Below are 19,850 nucleotides of genomic sequence, written 5' to 3' on the forward strand. Positions count from 1 at the left end.
ACCTCTTTTAATGGATAAGTTGTCAGTGCAATGACGCTCAGGATTTCTGGGCCTGGGCCGGCAGTTCGGCAACCAGGCGCAACGAGATCGAGAGTTCGTCAAGCTGGAAATGCGGCCGCAAAAACGCCACGGCACGGAAGACGCCAGGACGTCCCGGGACCTCGGCCACCTGCACCGAAGCTTCACGCAGCGGGAACTGCGCTTTTTGTTCCTGCGTCGCGTTGTCGTCCAGCAGCACGTACTGCGACACCCAGCGGTTCAGGAAACTCTCTACGGACTGCGCCGATGCGAAGCTGCCGATCTTGTCGCGCATCATCGCCTTCAGGTAGTGCGCCACGCGCGATACCGAGAAGATGTATTGCAGCTGCGCCGACAACACCGCGTTGGCGTTGGCGCTGTCCGTGTTGTACTTCTTGGCCTTCTGCACCGATTGGGCGCCGAAGAAGGCCGCGTAATCCGAGTTCTTGCAGTGCACCAGCGGGATCAGGCCCTGATCGCTCAGTTCCTTTTCGCGGCGGTCGGTGATGGCGATTTCGGTCGGGCACTTCAGTGCAATTTCGCCGTCGTCCGTTTTGAACGTGTGCGTGGGCAGGTTCTCAACCAGGCCGCCGCCTTCCACGCCACGGATGGCCGCGCACCAGCCAAAGTCCGCAAACGCGGCCGTCAGGCGCGCGCCGAACGCCCACGCGGCGTTGCACCACAGGTACTTCGAATGGTCGGTGCCATCCACGTCTTCGACGAAGTTGAAGCCTTCGACCGTCGTGCCTTCCACCGGGTCATACGGCAGGCGGCCCAGAAAGCGCGGCATCGTCAGGCCGACATAGCGCGAGTCTTCCGAGTCGCGGAAGCTGCGCCACTTGGTGTATTCCACGGTGTCGAACACCTTGGCCAGATCGCGCGGGCGGCCCAGGTCAGCAAAGCTGTCCAGCCCCAGCAGCTCGGGCGACGCCGATGCGATGAACGGCGCGTGCGACGCCGCAGCCACGTGCGACATCTGTTCGATGAAGTACATGTCCTCGGGTTGGCGCGTGATCTCGAAGTTGCCCAGCAAGGCGCCAAACGGCGCGCCGCCGAAGGTGCCGAACTCTTCTTCGTAGACCTTCTTGAACATCAGACTCTGGTCGAAGTCGATCGCAGTCTGGAAGTCGCGAACCAGGTCACGCTTGGTCGTGTTCAGCACCTTGATCTTCAGCATGGGGCTGGTGTCGGTTTCCTGGCACAGATAGTGCAGGCCGCGCCACGTGCTCTCCAGCTTCTGGAATTCAGGCGCGTGCATCACTTCGCTCAGCTGCGCGGAGATCAGGCGGTCCAGCTCGGCCACGCGCGCATCCAGCATGGCCGACAGGTTGTCGGAGACGACCACGGTGCCCTTCATCACTTCACGCACCAGCTCGCCAATGATGTCTTTCGCGCGGTCATGTTCGGCGGTGGACTTGGCGACGCGGCTCTGCTCGACGATCTGGTCCAGCAGCCCGTTCTCGGACGCGGCCGATGTGGCGGCGGTGTTCTGTGCGGCGGCGGAATTACTCATTGCGGCCTCCCTTGTCGGTCTCGCTGGTCAGCTGTTGCAGTTTTTCGGTGCTGGTCAGCACTTCGCCCAGCAGGTCTTCAAGCTTGTCGTTGCCGGCAAGCTTGTTGCGCAGGTCGGCCAGCTTGGTGCGGATGTCCAGCAGCTCGCGCAGCGGGTCCACCTGCTGCACCACGGCTTCCGGACGAAAGTCTTCAATCGAGCGGAACTTCAGGTCGACACCGAACGTGCCGCCCTCGTCCGTCAGGCTGTTCTTCACGCGGTAGGCCGCGCGCGGTTCCAGCCCGCGCATCACGTCGTCGAAATTATCGACGTCGATGTTGACGAATTTGCGGTCCTTCAGACGCGGCAGTTCCGCCTCGGATTGCGCGCTGAAATCGCCCACCACCCCGACCACGAAGGGCAACTCCTTCTGTTCGATGGCGTCGCCCTTCTCCACGTCATACGTGAGCTGAACGCGCGGCGGACGAACTTTCTGCAATCGTTTCTGTACGCTTTCTTTCTTGGCCATGGAAGGCTCCGTGCAAAGGATCGTGTCTGTCGGTCAAGCGTGCGCCGCATGGCGCGGCGCACGCTCAGGCAAATCACTTGGTAAGCAGGTCGCCGAACGGATTCGGCGCGCGGTTAGGCTGCTGGGCGGGCGGGGAAGCGGGTTGAGGCGCCGACGGCTGAGCCGCCGGGGGTGCTGCGGGAACGGTGGCAGGGGCCGCGCCAGACGACGCGGCTTGCGATGACGGGGTTGCGGCGCCAGGAGTCGTAGTGGCCGGGATTGCGGCGCCAGAGGTGGCTGCGCCAGGCGCCGGGTCCACCTTGCGCGGAGGCTGGCGGGGACGCGGCGGCGGGCGGCGGCCTTCAGGGAACAGCACATCCTGCCCCAGCGTCTCGCGCATGGATTCGGCCAACGCCACCGCATCGGCACGCGCGTTGCCCGCCAACAGCGCATCGGCGCGCAGGTCCGCCAGCGACTGCATCGCCACGCGCAAGCCACCCACGGCGCGCACGGTCTTGGCGACAAAGTCCTGCGGGTCGCGGCTCAGCGTTTCATCGGCGGCAACAATCGCCTGCCCATACTTCTGTTCGTCAAAACGAATCTTGGCGATGTAAGACCAGGGCTCGCCCTTGGACGGATTGCGCTGCGCGATCTCTTCGAATTGCACAACAGCCTGGTCAGCACCCTTCTGCTCCAGCGTCTTTTGCGCGGCGTCCATGGATTGTTTGAATTCAGCTTCCGACTGTGGTTTGACGGTGGCACAGCCGGCCATTACTGCAACAACACCAGCAATAACAACGAGGCGGGAAAAGGGCATTTTTAAGCACCTAGCAAGGTTGTAACTAGGGGCCGTATTTCAACAACCTTTTGTTAGTACCGCGCTACAGCGCGTGTCTTCATGTTACTTGCATCGAAATTGCATTCATCATGCCGCGATCTGTATTGCTTCACACAGTTCCGGTATAAAGGGCCATGTCCAAACATATCCATTTATCACGTTTGTTCGCAGTGGCGGCTTGCGCGCTTGCAAGCACCGCCGTTACTGGATGTGCGGCCGTTTCGGCTATCGGCGCAGTGGCCGGTTTGACCGGTAATGCGATGGAGATGGCAGGCCTGAAAAAGCCTGAAAACGCGCCTGTGGAAGTGAAATTAGCGATTCACGCCGGAGAAAATTTGAATGCCAGCAGCGGGCAATCGATGGCTGTCGTTACAAAAATATACTACCTGAAGAATCCTGAGCAATTCCAGCGTGCACCGCTCACGCAATTGATAGACACTGCGCAAGAGAAAGCCGCGCTGGGTGAAACAGTGTTGGGCGTACGCGAGCTAACACTCACACCTGGCCAGCGTTACGAGACCGTGGAAAAGGTCCCTAAACAAGCGGAATACATTGCGATCGCGGGGCTGTTCTACGCCCCCGCGCCAATGCGTTGGAAGTACGTATTCAAGGTCGACGGTGTGGAAGACAGTGGCATTGTTTTAGGCGCGCATGCGTGCGCGCTGACAGTCGCCACTGGCAAACCCACACTGCCGGCGGGCATACCAACCTTTGACCCCGCACGCTTATCCGGCGTGCAGTGCCCTGGTTGACGCGCACTGCGCGGCCGCCCGCCTTCTATATAGATAGACATAGAAAGACAAGAGAGGGAGCGCCAACTTGAGTTATTCAGCCAAAGTCCTTTGGGGCGAAGGATTGTTCCTGCGGCCGCAGCATTTCCAGCGGCAGGACGCGTATCACGAAGACCGGCTGGCCGAGATGGCCCGCGCACTGCACCCTTATGCATGGGGGTTGCGATCCGCGCGCTTTGATGCGTCGGCGCTGGCCAACGGCATGCTGCGCGCCACCGAAATGAGCGCCGTGTTTCCAGACGGCGAGCTCTACAACGCGCCCCACGGCGATGAGCTGCCGCCCCCGGTTGCGCTGACTGCGCTGGATGGCGTGAGCGAAGCGGTGTTCTATCTGGCGATTCATCCGCTCAAGGCCATTGGCGGCAATTACCGGGATGGCCAGGCCGCGAGTTTCGACACGCGCTACACGCACAACAACACGCCCGCGCCGGATCTCTACACCGGCGCCACCACCGCGGAACTGGCCTTCCTGCGCAAAGACGTGCGCCTGATTTCCGAATTCGAACCGCGCGACGAACTGCTGGCGATACCTGTTGCGCGCGTGCGCCGCACCGCCAGCGCGGGCTATGAACTCGACAGCACATTCATCGCGCCCAGCCTGTCGCTGACGGCCTCGGGCGCGCTGCATGAACAGCTGCGCCGCCTGCTCGACGCGCTGCAAGCGAAGGTCAACGCGCTCTATGGGTTTCATCGCGAACCCAGCAAGAACATCATTGAATTCCGCTCGGGCGACGTGGCCTCGTTCTGGCTGCTGCATACCGCCAACGAAGCCTACGCCACGCTCTCGCACCTGTTCCATCATCCGCAGCTGCATCCTGAACGCCTGTTCCAGGAACTGGCGCGGCTGGCCGGCGCGTTGATGACATTCTCGAAAGTTCACACGCTGGCCGATCTGCCCGTGTATCGCCACGACGCGCCCGGCCCTGCGTTTGCACGCATGGACGAGATTCTGCGCGACCTGCTTGAAACGGTGATTTCCACGCGCTACTTCTCCATCGTGCTCGAAGAACTGCGGCCCTCGTTCCACATGGGCCGGCTCGACTCCGAAAAGCTCGACGAAACCACCTCGCTGTACCTGGCGGTGCAGGCCGCGATGCCGGCCGCCGAACTCTCCGAGAGCGTGCCCATGYGCTTCAAGGTGGGCGCGCCGGAAGACGTGGACAAGCTCGTGCTGTCGGCCATGCCGGGCGTGCCGCTGGCCTACACGCCGCAAGTGCCGCCTGCCGTGCCGGTAAAGCCCGGCGCCGTCTATTTCGCCTTGCAGACGCGCGGCTCGCTGTACGACCGCATGCTGCAAGCGCGCAGCATCGCCATCTATGCGCCCGCAGGCATTCCCGAACTCAAGCTGGATTTGATCGCAGTGACTCGCTGACAGGAACGACACCGCCATGACCGCTGACACCCCTTCCCTGATGTCCGGCGCAACCCTGCCCCCGCGCGCGGCCGACTTTCACGCCAGCCGCCCCGCCAAGTCATTGCTGGACCTGTTGTACGACGGCTTCTTGATGTTGTTCCTGGTGAAAAGCGGACAGGAGCCCACCGATGCGGCCGCCTTCTCGGCGCGCGTGCAGCAGTTCCTGGCGGACTACGAGCGCGCCGCCAAGAAGATGGATATTCCCGCCGAAGACGTGTACGCCACCAAGTACGCCTTCTGCGCGGCCGTCGATGAAACCGTCTTGAATTCCCGCTTCGCCATTCGTGATGCGTGGATGCTGCAACCCTTGCAGCTGACGCTGTTCGGCGAACAACTGGCCGGCGAGAATTTCTTCGCTCGCCTTGAAGACCTGCGTGCCCAAGGCGCGCCGCGCCTGCAATCGCTAGAGATCTATTACATGTGCCTGCTGCTGGGTTTTCAGGGCAAGTACCTGATCGAAGGCCAGGAAAAGCTCGGCTATCTGACTGCGCGCCTGGGCGACGAAATTGCGTTACTGCGCGGCAAGCGCACCGGCTTCGCGCCGCACTGGCCCTTGCCCGACAAAGTGGCCCACACGCTCAAGCGCGACGTGCCGCTGTGGTCGATCATGGCGGTGTTTTCGCTGCTGGGCCTGCTGGCGTTCCTGGGCATGGGCCACTTTCTGAACAGCGAAATGCAGACCGCGATGGCGCCGTATCACGACATCGTCAAGCTGGGTCCACGCGCCGCGCACCTGACCATTTCGCTGCCGTAGCCCGTAACCGCCACGCCGCCCCCGCCCCTTCCGGCGCGTACTGCGCGCCTTCGGCACTGCCGATCGAACACCGCCAAGTCCTATGAACGCCTTGTCTTCGAACGCCCCGGCCTACTCTTCGCTGAACATCGCCACCCTGTCGCAACAAGCGCGGCTGCTGCGGGTGAGCACGCCGCTGGATGCAGAGCTGGTGGCCGAACACATGACCTTGCGCGAAGGCGTCTCGCGTCTGTTCTCGCTGACGCTGGACTGCCTGGCCGCCAGCGCCGAGCTCGACGTGGCGGCGTTGCTGGGCAAGGAGATCAGCGTCAGCCTGTTGCAGGCCGATGGCTCGATGCGGCGCTGGCATGCGGTGGTCGACGGTGTCGATGCCTTGGGCGCAGACGGCGGCCTGGCCCGCTACCGCTTGCACGCCGCGCCGTGGATGGCCGCGCTGGCCTTGCGGCGCGACAGCTTCATCTATCAAGACCTGTCGGTGCAGGACATCGTCAGCGAGGTGTTTTCGGATTATCCCCAGGCCGCGTTCGCCTTTGAAGTGACTGCCGCCCTGACACCGCGCGCCGCTTGCACGCAGTACCGCGAGTCGGACCTGGATTTCGTGCAGCGCATCCTGGCCGAAGCGGGCCTGAGCTATCGCTTCGAACACCAGCAGGACGATGCGCAATCCGCAGGCGGCGGCGCGCGCCATCGCGTCGTCATCTTCGACGCCGACGCGGCACGCCCCGAAGACCCGGCATCGCCTTTGCGCTTTCATCGCAGCGACGCCACCGAAACGCGCGACAGCATCACGCGCTTTGCGGCCGTGCAGACGGTGCGCCCGAACTCGGTCGCACGCGCGGCCTGGAACGAGCGCTCGCTGACCGCGCACGCCGCGCAAACCCGTTCGCAGGTGCAGGTCGAAGCCTTGCCCGTGCTTGAGGACTACGATTATTCCGGCCATGGCCGCTACGCCGATGACGACGCCGCTGAACAAAGCGTGGCGCGCGCCTTGCGCGCCCATGAGTCCACGCTGGTGCGCTTTGAAGGCGCGGGCACGGCCCGCTCGCTTGCGCCCGGCCGACTGTTCGCGCTGAGCCAGCACGACCGCTATGCCGCAGGCGGCGGCGGGCAGGCCGTGGACGAGCTGGGCGGCAACCGCTACGTCTTGCTGGATGTCACGCACGAAGCCACCAACAATCTGGGCGGCCAGGCGGCGCAAGTATTGAACACGCCCGACATGGAACGCGGCACGTACCGCAACCGCTTTCGCGCACAGCCCGAAGCCGCGGCATTGATCCCGGTCTGGCGCCCGCGCCCCACCGCGCCCGAGGKCCTGGCTGCCGTCGTGGTCAGCGCCAGCGATGCGCCCATCACGTCAGACCGCGACTTGCGCGTGAAGGTGCAATTCCCGTGGCAACGCGGGGAAAAGCCCTTGACCGGCGGCCTGCCCCATCGCACCCATGGCGACGCCAGCGGCAACGCCCCCGGCGACGAACGCTCCGGCACCTGGCTGCGCGTGGCCAGCTCGCAGGCTGGCCCCAACTGGGGCGCGCACCATCTGCCGCGCGGCGGCACCGAAGTCATCGTCGAATTTATTGATGGCGATATCGACCAGCCCGTTGTCGCGGGCCAGCTATACAACGACGCCGACCTGCCGCCCTGGTCCGCCGGAGAGAACGGTGACGCCAACCACGCGGGCGTACTAAGCGGCTGGCACAGCCAGGGGCTGGACGGCGCGGGACGCAACCAATGGGTCTTTGACGACACCAAGGGCAAACTGCGCACGCGCCTGGCGAGCTCCACGGCCGCCACGCAGCTGGGCCTGGGTTACCTGGTCGAGCAAGAACTCGACGACGCCAACCGCGGTCAATGGCGCGGCACCGGCTTCGAACTGCGCTCGGACGCCTGGACCGTGGCGCGTTCGGGCCAGGGCATGCTGATATCGGCCACCGCACGCGAACAAGGCAAGTCGACGCAGGCCGACGCCGAAGAAGCGCTGTTGCTGCTGCGCGGCGCGCAAGACGCCTCGCGCCGCTTGAACGACAGCGCCGGCCAACATCAGGCGCGCCCCTTGGCTGCGGCCGAGGGCTACGACGCCCTGCTCCAGGCGCTGGACCCCGAGCAAGACGGCCGCTACACGCCGCAAGTCAACGGACAAGCCGCCGGCAAAGCCGCCAACGGCCAACGCACGGGCGATGCAGCCGTCGAACGCATCAACGGCCCGCATCTGTTTATCGACACCCCGAATTCGCTGAACCTGGCCACGCCCGCCAGCGCCGTGCTGCACGCGGGCGAGCACCTGCACACCACCGCGCAGTCCGACGCCCACGTCGCCGCCCAGCAGACCTACGCGGCCGTCTCGGCGCGCTCTGCCAGCGTGTTCGCACAGCAAGGCCCGATCCGCGCCATCTCGGCGCAAGCGCCCGTGTCCTTGCACGCGCACACCGACATCCTGGAAGCGCTGGCCGGCCAGGACATCACCGTCACCTCGTCCGCCGAAGGCATCGAGATCCTGGGCAACCAGCGCGTCACTTTGCAAGCCGCAGGCGGCAGCGTCACGCTGGACGGCGCGGACATCGTCTTCAAGGGGCCGGGCCTGTTCTCGGTCAAGGGCGCAACGCACAACTTCGTCGGGCCGGGCAACGACGCCGCCAATCTTCCGGCGCTGCCCAGCACCACCGTTGACGATCCGCTGATCGTCAGTGCGGAGCTGGTGCACAAGGACGGCGCGTTCGCCACCGCGGCGAAGAAGGCCGGTGCGAGTTTGATGGCGGGGTTTGGTGGCGCGGGCACCGGCGCGGGGGCTGGTGCCGCGGCAGGGCTGGGCGATGTCGTGCCCAGTGGCTTGAGTGAATTGGGCAAGACCGCGGCCGGCGCCGCCTCCAAGCTGTCGCAGCTGGCCGGCCAAGCGAACACGCTGGCCGGGCTGGCGAAGAATCCGATGGGCGCACTCTCGGCAGGTTCTGGCTTGCTGGGCAACGCAAGCCCCGCCTTGGGCGGCCTGATGTCGACCGCCAAGAACACAATGGGCATGGTGTCGCAAGCGCAAGCCATGGTCGCCAACCCGATGTCGGCGCTACCCGCCGCGTCGGGCCTGCTGGGCTCCGTCGCCCCGGGCGCAAGCGGCATGATCGACAGCGCGACGTCGGCGGTTGGCACGGTGACGAAGGCGGCGGAATTGATCAAGAACCCCGCATCGGCCCTGCCCGCCGCCACCGACATGCTGGCATCCGTTGCGCCCGAAGGCGCATCAAAAATGATCAGCAGCGCGGCAGGCTTTGCGGGCGTTGGGGCGGGTGCCGGGTTGGGTTCGGAAGCGGGTGCAGGTGTAGGAGAAAGCGTCGGGGCCGCGCCCCAGGCGAGTGTGGCGGGTGCGAGTTCGGCGGGCGGTGCTGCAACGGCATCTGCATCGGCGGCGGCTCCTGCCGCTGCTCCTGCTGCTGCTTCGGCTCCTGCTCCTGCTGCTGCTTCGGCTCCTGCTCCTGCTGCTGCTTCGGCTCCTGCTGCTGCTTCGGCTGCTGCTCCTGCTTCGGCTCCTGCTGCTGCTTCGGCTGCTGCTCCTGCTTCGGCTCCTGCTGCTGCTTCGGCTGCTGCTCCTGCTTCGGCTCCCGCTTCGGCATCGGCCTCGGCTCCTACCTCGGCATCGACTTCGCCGGCGGCATCCGCATCGGCGCCTGCCACCACGGCGCCGAGTTCAGCGGCCGCACCTTCTACCGCGACGGCGTCTACTGCTGCGCCGACGCCAGCGGCATCCGCCGCCTCCACGCCCAATACAACCTCGACGAACGTGGCTGGCGCAAATGGAACAAGCAGCGCCACCGCATCGGACGGTGCGCCTGCCAGCGTGTCGCCGGCCGCCACCGCATCCGCTCCGATGTCAGCGTCTACCAGCACCGGCATGTCTTCCGGTACGCCTGATGCGGCGACGACTGCCGCCGGGTCGCCGATGGCCGCAGCGCAAGCATCCGCGACGTCGCCAGCATCGATGGGAAGTACCGCCAACATCCCGGTGGCCTCGACGGCCTCAGCCCCCGCCGTGGCGGGAATGGACGCACCCGTCAGCGCCGCGGGTGTCGCCTCCGGCGCGGGTGTCACCGCCGGCACGGGCGTCACTGCTGGCGCCGCCGCAGGCACGGGTGCAGGCGCTGGTGTCGCCGCTGGCGCAGGCGCAGCGGGCGTAGCGGGCGTAGCGGGCGCAGCGGGCGTAGGCGTTGCTGCAACGAACGCGTTGGCGCAATCGGCAGCCGGCAACGCCATCCCGGCCACCACATTGGCCGCCGCGCCTGCGACAACGGGCATCGACACCGCCAGCCTGGGCAACTCGCCATTCGGCGTGAACGCCATTGATGCGCCAGGAGTCGATGCGCCCGCATTCATGACACCGGCCACGTTCGCATCCGATTATTCGACTGCTGACGTATCCACGCCGAACGTCAATTCCGCAGGGTTGACCAACGCTACCAGCGCGGCGGATGTTCAAAGCGTGACGGCAGAACATGTCGCTTCGGAAGCGGCCATTCAGGCGCTCAACCCAACAACCACGAGCGCGGTAGGTGCGGATGCGGCGGGCGTCATTGCAACCCACGCAGGGACGGCCAACGCAGGCACGGCCAGCTTCGGAACCGCCAGCGCGGCGCCCGTCAGCCTTGACGCGGTGAATCTGGGCGCGGCCGCCACCACTACGGCGGCATTGGGCGCCACCACTACGGCGGCCTCGGGCGCAACCACTACGGCGGCCTCGGGCGCAACCACTACGGCGGCCTCGGGCGCAACGGTCAACGCTTCGGCCATCGACAAGACCAGCGTGGCCCCTTACGCAAACGGCTTGAATAGCAACGCCGAAAATACTTCGGCGCGCGACACTTCCCTGTCCGGCTCAATCAATACCTCGGCCGCTATGTTGCCGTCGACACCGGTTGCCGCCGACGCACCGCCAGCGGAATCCATCGCCACGCAGCTGTCGATCGGAACCGCGATCACCAACGCCGCTATTGCCAGCACCGGCCTGTTGGCCGCCGTTGCGGCAACGGTGGCGGCGACTACGCCGCTACGCTCGCGCTCGGATGACGACGCCCGCGACGACGCCACCACGCAGACGCCAACACACGCTACGCCGGGCGCGGCAGCATCGCACCACCACAACGCCGCCGCACTTAGCAGCGATACGCGGCACGCGACTCCTGCCGGCGAGAAGGCACACGCATCGGCGCAATCATCGGCGTTGCCATCGGCATTGCCATCCGCATTGCCATCCGCGTTGCCATCCGGGTTGCCATCCGGGTTGCCATCCGCGTTGCCATCGGCGTTGTCATCCGCGCATGCCACGCAATCCACGCAAGCCGCCGCATCGTCCGCACACGCCGCATCGTCCGCACACGCCGCATCCCAAGCAGACGCAGCATCCCAAGCAGACGCCACGCATAAAGACGATGCCGCGCAACGCCCTTCCGCTGTCCCGAACGCGGCCTTGCTGACGACGCTCGCGGCAGGCGCCAGCAGCTTGTTCAGCGCTAGCGCCTCCGCAGCCAGCAGCGCCGCATCAACCGTGTCCGCCGCTGACAGCACCTTGTCCGGCGCACTGGATCTGCCCAACGTTGCATCGCCTGCCGGCACGGCGATAGCGAGCGTCAACGTGCCTAACGTCACGACGAGTACGCTCCCGTCGGTTGCCGAACCCTTGCCCCAAGTTGAGGCTTATACCGGGGTCACAGAAGCGAGTCACGACGCGGGCCTATCCACGATGTCCAAGGCTGGCATCACAAGCGACTCCAACGTCCTTACCGCCAGCACCACCCGCGTCCCGGGATCGGAGACCGTGCTGAACAGCGCGCCGTCCATGCCGCAAACTGCCACGCAAACGCCCGGCTTCGTTCCGGCATCAGGAACCTCGCTGCCGCAAGGCGCGGGCCTTCCGGGTGCAGGCGGTGGCGGCTTGGGCATTCCCGGCGTCGACGCGTCAGCCTCTGGCAACGCGGCGATTGGCACCGCCAGCGCGGGAACCAGTGCGACCGCCGCTGCGGCGAGTACGAGTTCCAGCGCTGCCTCGGCCTCGACGGCTGCGACAGGCGGCGATGCAACCGTAGCGGCCGCGTCTGCGCCGGGTGCGGGTGCGGGTGCGGGGACAGTCGCGCAAACAGGTTCTGCCTCGGGTGGCGTCGCGGGAACGGACGCTGTGTCCGGTGCGGGTGCGAGCGTCGGTGCAGACGCTGGCGGCACTGCGAGCACCAATACCGGCACTACCGCTGGCACCAACGCAGGCAGCCACGCCAACGCCGGCACCGCTACAACCGTCACGTCCGCCGACACCAGCAACCCGGCCAGCTCCGCGCATCAAGGTGCCGCCGCCACCGGTTCCACGAACCCGGGTGGCGTCGATACTCCCTCCAGCGCCTCCCCTGCCACGGCTCCACCATCCGCTACAACCGGCGCAGCGACGACGAGCAGCACGGCCCCGGGCTCGGCGGCAGGCACCGCCCCCACCGCTACCGCGCCTTCTGCTACACCCACAACACCCGCAGCATCGACTGCCGCAGTACCGCCTGCCGCAACCGCTCCCTCGGCAAACCCCGCCCCGGCAACCACGCCCACCGCCTCTGCGCCCATCGCAAGCACCGCCCCCGCCTCCAGCCCCGACAGCGTCCTGGGCAACACGACCGCGCGCGCGGCGGGCATGTCAGACAGCACGCCCGCCACCCGCGCGACTGACTTGTCAGCCGCAGCAGGGGCAGGCGCCGCCGCAAGCACCGCGGCCTCAAGCAGTGGCGCGGGCGCATCCGGCATCGCCGCGGTTGCGGCAGGCGGCGGCCTGGCGACGTTTGCGCAGCAGGCCAGCGCCGCGTCCACGGCGATCTCCAGCGCATCCACGTTCGCCGCAGGCGGCGTCAGCGCCAACGTCGGCGCGGCGATCGTGCCGGTCATGACGCAGGCGTTGAACGCCAGTGGCGACCGCATGGCCGCCTTGAGTTCCGCCGTTGACACGCTGTTCAACTTGCCCGACGTCAATCAATCGAACATCCCATCCGTGGCCGGGGCCATCCTGAGCATGCCGGGCCTGTCATCGTCGTCGGTGCCGAGCGTGATCGGCGCCATCCTGCAATCCCCCACGCTTGCCACCGAAACCTTGCCCAAGGTGGCCGACGTGCTGATGAAAATTCCCGGCGTGGCAGATTCACCGCTGCCGCAGATCGCACGCGATGTGCTGGACTCGGTCGGGCTGGGAACCACGGCGCGCACGCAAGGCACGAACCTGCCTGGCGGTGCCCCCGCGGGCTCCGGCCGCGTGGTGGCGGGCGTCTCCACCTACCGCGCCCGCCAGGACGGCGCGCGCCTGCAATACGTCAATCTGGCCCAAGTGGCCGAACGCTGGAACGACGGCAGCGCGCTGACCACCACCGAACGGCAATCGAACCGCCCACGCATTCACGTGGAGTTCAACCGCCCCGGCCAGCACCGCTTCACCATCACGGTCAAGGCCGACCCCGCCAACATTCCCTACTCTGCACGCGAACGCGGCCGGCGCCCCAGCTATCAGGAACCGCACAGCAACCCGCGCAGCTACGTCACCAACGCCGACGGCACCCGCATCGTTGACGACATCACGCTGCCCGCCGCCGGCCTGAACCTGTACCTGTTCGAAGTGCGCGACGAACGTGGGCAACTGATCAAAACCGAACGCGTCGAGACCGTGCGCCGCTTGTACATCCAGGAGGTCATGTGCATGAGCGCGCATCCGGCCGGCCACCTGGCCGACGTCACCCCCGTCACCGCGGAATTTGCGCTGCACGGCATCGACATGATCCAGCTTCCACGCCTGCAATTCCGAGGCCGCTCGGCGGTTGACGCGGCCGACACCCCCGAGTCCCAGCAAGCCATCATGAACGCCGTGCGCGCTGTCTATTCCAGTTCCGCAGGCAAGCAGCGCGAACCCTATACGCTGGTCGTTTGCCACGTTGACCGCCTGGCCGCGCCGGGCGTCAGCGGCGACATGCGGCTGCCGGTGCCCGCCGGCCCCGGCGGGCGCGTCATGACCGTACCCATCGTCAACGACGACCGCAGCCGGTCCAGCCTCTGGTACGAATTCGACGCCAGCGACGACTGGCTGGTGCACGCGCGCTACCTCTACACAGACGCCTCGGGCGCCGAGCGCTCGATTCCGATTCCGCGCCACCTGATCACGCCCATCCGCGAGAGCAATGGGTCGGTCTGGTCCGTGTCAGTGGACCTGACCCGCGTGTCCCCCACCCCGCTGACCGGCATGCTGAACATCCAGTTCAACACCGTGGCCGCCAGCTACGCCGGCCTTGCCATCACGGGCACCAACCTGCTGTTCGTGTCGACGCTGGACCCTTACGAACCCAATTCGCAAGCCTACCTGACCGAAACCCTTGCCCACGAAATGGGCCACTTGCTGGGCATGGTGCCCAGCGGCCCCGACTGGCCTGGGCTGCGCAACCAGGACGAGTCGGCGGACGACTCAAAGCTGGACCCGCCGCCGCACTTCTACTACAACGCAGGGGGCCACTGCTATTACGGCCTGCCCGACCAGAATGGCGAGTACAACGAAGAAATCGGGCAGTGCGTGATGTACGGCATCACCTGCGCGAACATTCATTTCTGCCCCAGTTGCAGCAAGGCCGTGCGCAAGGTCGACTGCTCCGAAGGCTGGACGGCATTCTGACGCCGCCTTAGCCCCGACGACCACCGCCGCCCGCTTACGCAAATTCAGATTCCGACATGCCCATCATGACGACCGATTGGATTGAACCCGCCACCTTCGCTTCGGTGCCCTCGCACTCGCAGAAGGAACACGCCTGCATGCCGCCGCTGCAAGGCTACGACGCGCAGATGCGCATCGCCGCGCCCACCCGCGTGACGATCCGCGACGGCAGCACGCTGACGATTCCGGTCTGCGCGCGCGGCATCCTGCCCGTCGTGGACGACCCGCAGCTGCCGCGCTTCGTGGCGGTGGACACGCGCACCGGCAAGGTCTATCGCGGCATCGCATTCAACTACGTGCGGCCCAAGCTGCCCAATGTGTCGGTCGACCCCAGCGAAGGCGCCCCCCCGCCCAAGATTCCGCTGCCGCCAGGCATGACCGTCGAAACGCGCTTCACCACAGATATGGCCGGGGTACTGCATCTGCCCGCCACGCCCGCGACGTACGAGGTGTATATCGAGGCGGAAACCGTGAAGTCGAATACGGTGACGATCGAGGTTGAAGCCGGGAAGAAGTAAGCGCGGCAAAGCGGGAAGCGTGCCGCGCCGCCCGATGCGGGCCAGCCCCCATCACGCGCACGTCATTCCGACGCGCATTCTTCATTTGCGAGCATTCCAGGCGCATGCACTTTCGTAGCCGCGACGAGGCCTCGCACTTCGCTGCACACGTTCTTGTCACCGGGCGGCGCGCCGGTCGCCTTCATCTGGGCGATCTTTTCTTTTGAGAGTTTTCCCACTTCACGGCCGAAGTCGCCTGGCTTTCGGTTGGGGGCTTTCAACATGGCTGCTATCTCCGCATCTCTTTCAAAATCGGACGCGACGATGAAGTACAGATACATGTAGGCGCGCATGTCCGCGGCGTCTTCGATGCGGTACCGCATCCAGGCTTGTTTGGCGACCTTGGAAAGAACATCGTTCAGCTGGTCATCGTGCTCGTATCCAACGAGTTCGTCGCGATAGTTTTTGTACAACCAGCTAGTGGTAGCGGAGATCGGGATCCTGCTTTGCCCCGACAGCTGGCGACTCAATGCAAGTTCAATATGTTCATCGGGATAGATGTGCAATTCCAGAATGAGCGTGCCATTGCCGTCGGGCGCTTTCGTGGCAGGAAAATGCACCGACGTTTCCTTTTTGAACATCACGTCGTCGAATTTGCTGTCAAACATATGCTTGCGAATCATATCGGGGTCGCCACCGCTCCACTTCACAGTGAACTCTGTTCCCGTGAACGTGTAGCAGCAAGCGACGCGTCCCCCACCGCCGCCTGGCTCCAGGGAGCTGGAACCGGCCACACGGCCGGAAGCGTCGATGAGGCGAACGGGTGCGAGGTTCCATGGCGTGTAGTTGTAGGCAACCAGGCTGACGCCGCTGTACACCGGCTCCCCGTTGCAACCCGTTAAGAGGCCAAGTCCCAACAGCGCGCCAACTGCGACCCTACGCATTCTTGTCTCCCGGTGGTTTGCCCGTTTTCCTTATCTGATCCAGCTTGGCCTGCGGCAACGCCATGACTTCCTGAGCAAAGTCGCCCGGCGCACGTCCCGGCCTCAACAGAATCGTCTTCATCTGCGGATCTGAATCGAAGTTCGATGCGACGGTGAAATACAGCCGCATGTATTGGCGCATGTCTTGCTTGTCTTCAATGCGGTATTTCTGCCAAGCAGACTGCAACACCTTTGCAGCCACCCGCAGCAGTTCGGCGTCGCTTCGGTAGTCGCCAAGCGAAGCGCGATGCTCGCGCCACAGCCAGTCCACGGTATCGACAATCGGAATCCGCGTCTGGCCAAGCAGCTTGCGGCTTAGCGCCAGCTCCATGTGTTCGTCCGGATAGATGTGCAATTCCAGATACAGAGGACCATCACCGGGCGGGATCTCCGCCGCCGGAAAGTTGATGGCGCGCTGCCGATCAAAATACAGCGAGTCGGCCTTGCCGTCATGCAGATGCGTGCGCAACAACTCCGCATCGACGCCGCGCCAGTCGGCGATGAACTCGGTTCCCTTGAGCGTGAAGCAGCAGGTGACCGAGCCTTCACCACCGCCCGGGCTGACCTGCATCGTCGACGCAACGCCATTGCCCTTGTCCTTGACGCTGATGCTGCGGATATTCCACGGCGTGTAGTTGTAGACGATGAAGCTGACGCCTCGGTAGACCGGCTCGCCATTGCAGCCGGCCAACAAGCCCACGCAACACAGCAACGCGATCCATGCCCTACGCATGCCTGTCGCTCGCGCCGTCAAGGCCGGGTGGGTGTCATTTGTTGCATGTTCTGCTCTGATCTTGTCGCCAGAGCTTCCACCTTCTCCGCGTTGCGCATGTCCTTGGCACGTTGGTCCATTTCCGCCTTCGCATCGGTCTTGGCAAATATGTCTTTGTCGCGTACGCGGAAGTACATCGTGGTGCTGGCCAACAGGTGATCGGGCCAACTGCTCAACATGGCGTCGTGCACCAGCCAGTCGAACAAGGTCATGACCTTGGGTGGCAACTGCGTCTTGCCGTCGCGCGCATCGCGCCAGGCGGTCAGCAGGCGCTTTTGCATGGCGCGTTCTGCCTTCATGTCGGCCAGCGGGTCGGGAGCCTTCTGTGCGGTCTGGGCGTCGCCCGGCTTTGCCCCATTGCGCATGGCTTCGTAGGCATCCCGTTCTGGGGCCCACATTTCCATCACTCGAAGCTGTTCCGGGGCATGCTGTTCCCAGTTCTTACGACGCAGCTCGGTTTCGGCATCCCGCTGCTCGGCCTTTTCAAGGCTTTTGTATTCCTCTTCCAGACGATCCCAGAGTGGCTTGAATCGTTGCGGTGGCGCTTCTCCCCGGCTCGCCATGGCGCGCTCGCGGCGTTCTTTCGCAAGGGCTTGGAGTTCGCGATGCCGCGCGGTAGTTTCGGGCTTGGCAAGCTCTTCCCGCGACAGCCTCGACAAGCGCCGCGCCTCCTCCTGGGCCTCTTGCTCGGGAGTCATGTAATCGCGGTCTTTGAGCCATGCTTCGGCGGGGTCTGAAAGCCCTGCACGAAACACCGGGTCCTGATACCGCACCGCCAGCCAGCGCAAGAAGATTTCCATGTGCGGAGCGAAATCGCAACCGGGCTCGTACTTGACGAGTTCGCGGTAGGCCGCGACGAGTTCCGGGACGTGGTAGCTCTGGCCTTCGTCTTCGATGGGGACGGCGAGAGTCATTAAGTTGTAGGCGGCAGGCAAAGTCTTGGCCAGATATTCCATGCTATGAATCGCGGCTCCCTGCGACATCGCGAGGTTCATCATCTCTCGTAGAGGAACACGCGATAAGGATGCCCGAGCCCCCAGTGCGCCGGGAGGTGCTACACCCGTAACGTCGCCACTAGAACCCGGATGCAGATATTGCATGCCGCGCGTCTTTTCCAACGAATCCATGCGCTGGTTGCGACGTAGTTCATGGGCCGCAGCGAAGTGAACGGCCTTTTCAACAGCGGCGGGCACGGTCAGCGTGCGATCCTTATGACTTTGCTTGAGAAGGTCCGTGAAGGGAAGAAACCCCAGAAAGGTATTCTCGTCCATGATCGACGCAACAGAATCAAATAGCCCCAAGAATCGGATACGAATTTCAGCATCAGGGGCTCCATCTTTGCCAATGATGGCAAGGTCCTGATCATGACGGCGCTTATACTTTTTTACGATATCGTTGATGAACTGTTTTGCGATTACACCGCCTCGGTCGGCGCCAAATACTGAAATCTCGATACGTACGACTTTTTCAGTACCCGCGTTGGCAGTTTCGTAGGCTAGCTTGAATTGACGCTTTGCCGCATCCAACCGAGTGTCTATACCGGTGCCCATCAGAAGAGCAACGCTCGCGTTGTCCCGTATGATCGGAACGCCTTCCATGATGGTGGCCTTGGTGGCTTCTTTGGCACTGGTCCATGCGACCTTCAATGGGTTTTTCTTAAACCCCGTCCAAGCACCTCGAATTGTGGCTTCTGCGCGGGTGCCGACGCGCTCCAAATCCAACGCGTTCCAGATCCGCACGGTCTTCTCTGGCAGAGTTCGGACTTCCTTGATGACATCCTTGTACGTCTTAACCATAGGTTGATAGGAGCCATTCTTGAGGGACTCCTGCACCGCCTTTCGTGCCCGAGCCATCCCATCAACATTGGGAATCTCGTCAAGGCGAGTGATATTCTGGGCAGCGCCCTTTACACTAGCTACAGCCTTATCGGCCAGCTTTCCACCGGCGATCGCCATCGCGTTGACGAATTCATCGACCTTGGCGCCATGGTTAAGCTCGACGCCGATGCCGGAATAATAAAAACGTAGCCAATGCTGCTTCTTTGGGCGCTCGCTATCCTCCTCGGTGAAATGGGCCATCCACAACCTGCTCACATTCGACAAGAACGTTGGCGCATTCTCGTCCAGGTCTTTGTTGCTCCCAAACCCATCAAAGAAGAATCCCATCCGCAAAGTCAGACCGCATTCGGTGCAAGAATCCTTGGGATAGGCGGCCTCATTCTGCGCGATCGCTTTCAATACCGAGGCTGGGGTGCGATCCTGCTCTGGCAACTGCAACTTAGACATTCTTATCCCCAGGAGGCGTTCCAGCAGCCTTAACTTGGGCGATTTTTTCCTTGGTAAGTGCGGCGACGGCACGACCAAAATCACCTGGCTTTCGCTTCGGCTCCTGCAGTAGTTTCGCCAGGTCGGCGTCGTTATCAAAATTCGACGCAACAGTGAAGTAAAGATACATATACGCCCTCATATCCTCGGCGTCCTCGATACGATAGCGAATCCACGCTTGCTTCGCGACCTTTGCGAGGACATACCGTAGTTCATGTATATCCTCGTATTCCATCAATTCATCTCGGTGATGCTCGTAAAGCCACCTGGTCGTCTCTGGGATTGGAATTCTGGCTTGGCCAAGCAGCTTTCGACTCAAGGCAAACTCCATGTGCTCATCTGGATAGATATGCAATTCCAAAAAGATGGGACCGTCTCCAGGAGGAGACTCCTGAGGAGGAAAGTCAACTTTGGTCTCTTTGGTAAAGATCACGTCATCGAATTTCCCATCGAACATGTGTTTTCGCATCAAGTCTGCATCGCCGCCACGCCACTTAACAGTAAAGTCAGTTCCCTTGAGCGTGTAGCAGCATGAGACACTGCCTTCCCCCCCTCCGGACCGAAGCATTCCACTCCCGGCCGCGCCACCGAACGCATCGACGATTCGAACGGAAGTTAAGTCCCACGGCGTGTAGTTGTAGGTAATGACGCTCACACCCTGGTAGGTTGGTTCGCCATTGCAACCCGCCAATAGGCCAAGCCAGATGAGCACGCCGATCAACCCTTTACGCATCCTTGACTCCCGAATTATTCAGATTCACACA

The 19,850-nt window shown here is 63.8% G+C and carries 12 protein-coding genes; 5 read left to right on the forward strand and 7 right to left on the reverse strand.

Features of this window, described 5'->3' with window-relative positions:
• Positions 1-37 precede the first annotated feature (37 nt).
• From tssC to AC1DB0_RS22840, 3 genes are all read right to left on the reverse strand, one after another.
• Positions 38-1,531 (reverse strand): type VI secretion system contractile sheath large subunit, encoded by a 1,494-nt coding sequence (gene tssC / locus AC1DB0_RS22830; RefSeq protein ID WP_054420538.1) that lies wholly within the window; start codon positions 1,529-1,531, stop codon positions 38-40.
• A complete protein-coding gene (gene tssB / locus AC1DB0_RS22835; RefSeq protein ID WP_054420537.1) occupies positions 1,524-2,039 on the reverse strand; it encodes a type VI secretion system contractile sheath small subunit in 516 nt (171 codons plus the stop codon). The genes tssC and tssB overlap by 8 nt, the downstream gene beginning before the upstream one ends.
• 73 nt (positions 2,040-2,112) lie before the next feature.
• Positions 2,113-2,736 carry a tetratricopeptide repeat protein gene (locus tag AC1DB0_RS22840; protein ID WP_254600652.1) on the reverse strand — a complete coding sequence of 208 codons (624 nt, stop codon included), beginning with the start codon at positions 2,734-2,736 and terminating at the stop codon, positions 2,113-2,115.
• A gap of 254 nt (positions 2,737-2,990) precedes the next feature.
• On the opposite strand from AC1DB0_RS22840, the gene tssJ reads away from it, so the two are divergent.
• The 5 genes from tssJ to AC1DB0_RS22865 all read left to right on the forward strand — a co-directional run bounded on the left by tssJ (position 2,991) and on the right by AC1DB0_RS22865 (position 15,028).
• Entirely contained in the window at positions 2,991-3,608 is a 618-nt protein-coding gene (gene tssJ, locus AC1DB0_RS22845) for a type VI secretion system lipoprotein TssJ (RefSeq protein WP_082386884.1), read from the forward strand.
• 67 nt (positions 3,609-3,675) lie between these two features.
• A complete protein-coding gene (tssK, locus tag AC1DB0_RS22850) occupies positions 3,676-5,019 on the forward strand; it encodes a type VI secretion system baseplate subunit TssK (RefSeq protein ID WP_476758743.1) in 1,344 nt (447 codons plus the stop codon).
• Positions 5,020-5,035: 16 nt separating this feature from the next.
• On the forward strand, positions 5,036-5,815 hold the full coding sequence (gene icmH / locus AC1DB0_RS22855; RefSeq protein ID WP_428980480.1) for a type IVB secretion system protein IcmH/DotU: 780 nt from the start codon (positions 5,036-5,038) through the stop codon (positions 5,813-5,815).
• Between the two features lie 82 nt (positions 5,816-5,897).
• Positions 5,898-14,471: a type VI secretion system tip protein TssI/VgrG gene (tssI, locus tag AC1DB0_RS22860; RefSeq protein ID WP_476758744.1), complete on the forward strand. Its 8,574-nt coding sequence runs from the start codon at positions 5,898-5,900 to the stop codon at positions 14,469-14,471.
• Positions 14,472-14,527: 56 nt separating this feature from the next.
• On the forward strand, positions 14,528-15,028 hold the full coding sequence (locus AC1DB0_RS22865; RefSeq protein ID WP_441370504.1) for a hypothetical protein: 501 nt from the start codon (positions 14,528-14,530) through the stop codon (positions 15,026-15,028).
• A gap of 62 nt (positions 15,029-15,090) precedes the next feature.
• Here AC1DB0_RS22865 and AC1DB0_RS22870 read toward each other — a convergent pair whose 3' ends face one another.
• Genes AC1DB0_RS22870 through AC1DB0_RS22885 form a run of 4 tightly spaced genes read right to left on the reverse strand, consistent with a single transcriptional unit; the run spans position 15,091 to position 19,819 of the window.
• Positions 15,091-15,951 (reverse strand): DUF3304 domain-containing protein, encoded by an 861-nt coding sequence (locus AC1DB0_RS22870; RefSeq protein ID WP_476757828.1) that lies wholly within the window; start codon positions 15,949-15,951, stop codon positions 15,091-15,093.
• Complete coding sequence (locus tag AC1DB0_RS22875) at positions 15,944-16,723, reverse strand: DUF3304 domain-containing protein (RefSeq protein ID WP_476757829.1); 780 nt, start codon at positions 16,721-16,723, stop codon at positions 15,944-15,946. Before AC1DB0_RS22875 ends, AC1DB0_RS22870 begins: the two co-directional genes overlap by 8 nt.
• A gap of 17 nt (positions 16,724-16,740) precedes the next feature.
• Complete coding sequence (locus tag AC1DB0_RS22880) at positions 16,741-19,047, reverse strand: DUF2235 domain-containing protein (RefSeq protein ID WP_476757830.1); 2,307 nt, start codon at positions 19,045-19,047, stop codon at positions 16,741-16,743.
• A complete protein-coding gene (locus AC1DB0_RS22885; protein WP_476757831.1) occupies positions 19,040-19,819 on the reverse strand; it encodes a DUF3304 domain-containing protein in 780 nt (259 codons plus the stop codon). The genes AC1DB0_RS22880 and AC1DB0_RS22885 overlap by 8 nt, the downstream gene beginning before the upstream one ends.
• Positions 19,820-19,850: the final 31 nt, after the last annotated feature.

This window comes from Achromobacter sp. 10T422, from assembly GCF_056394065.1.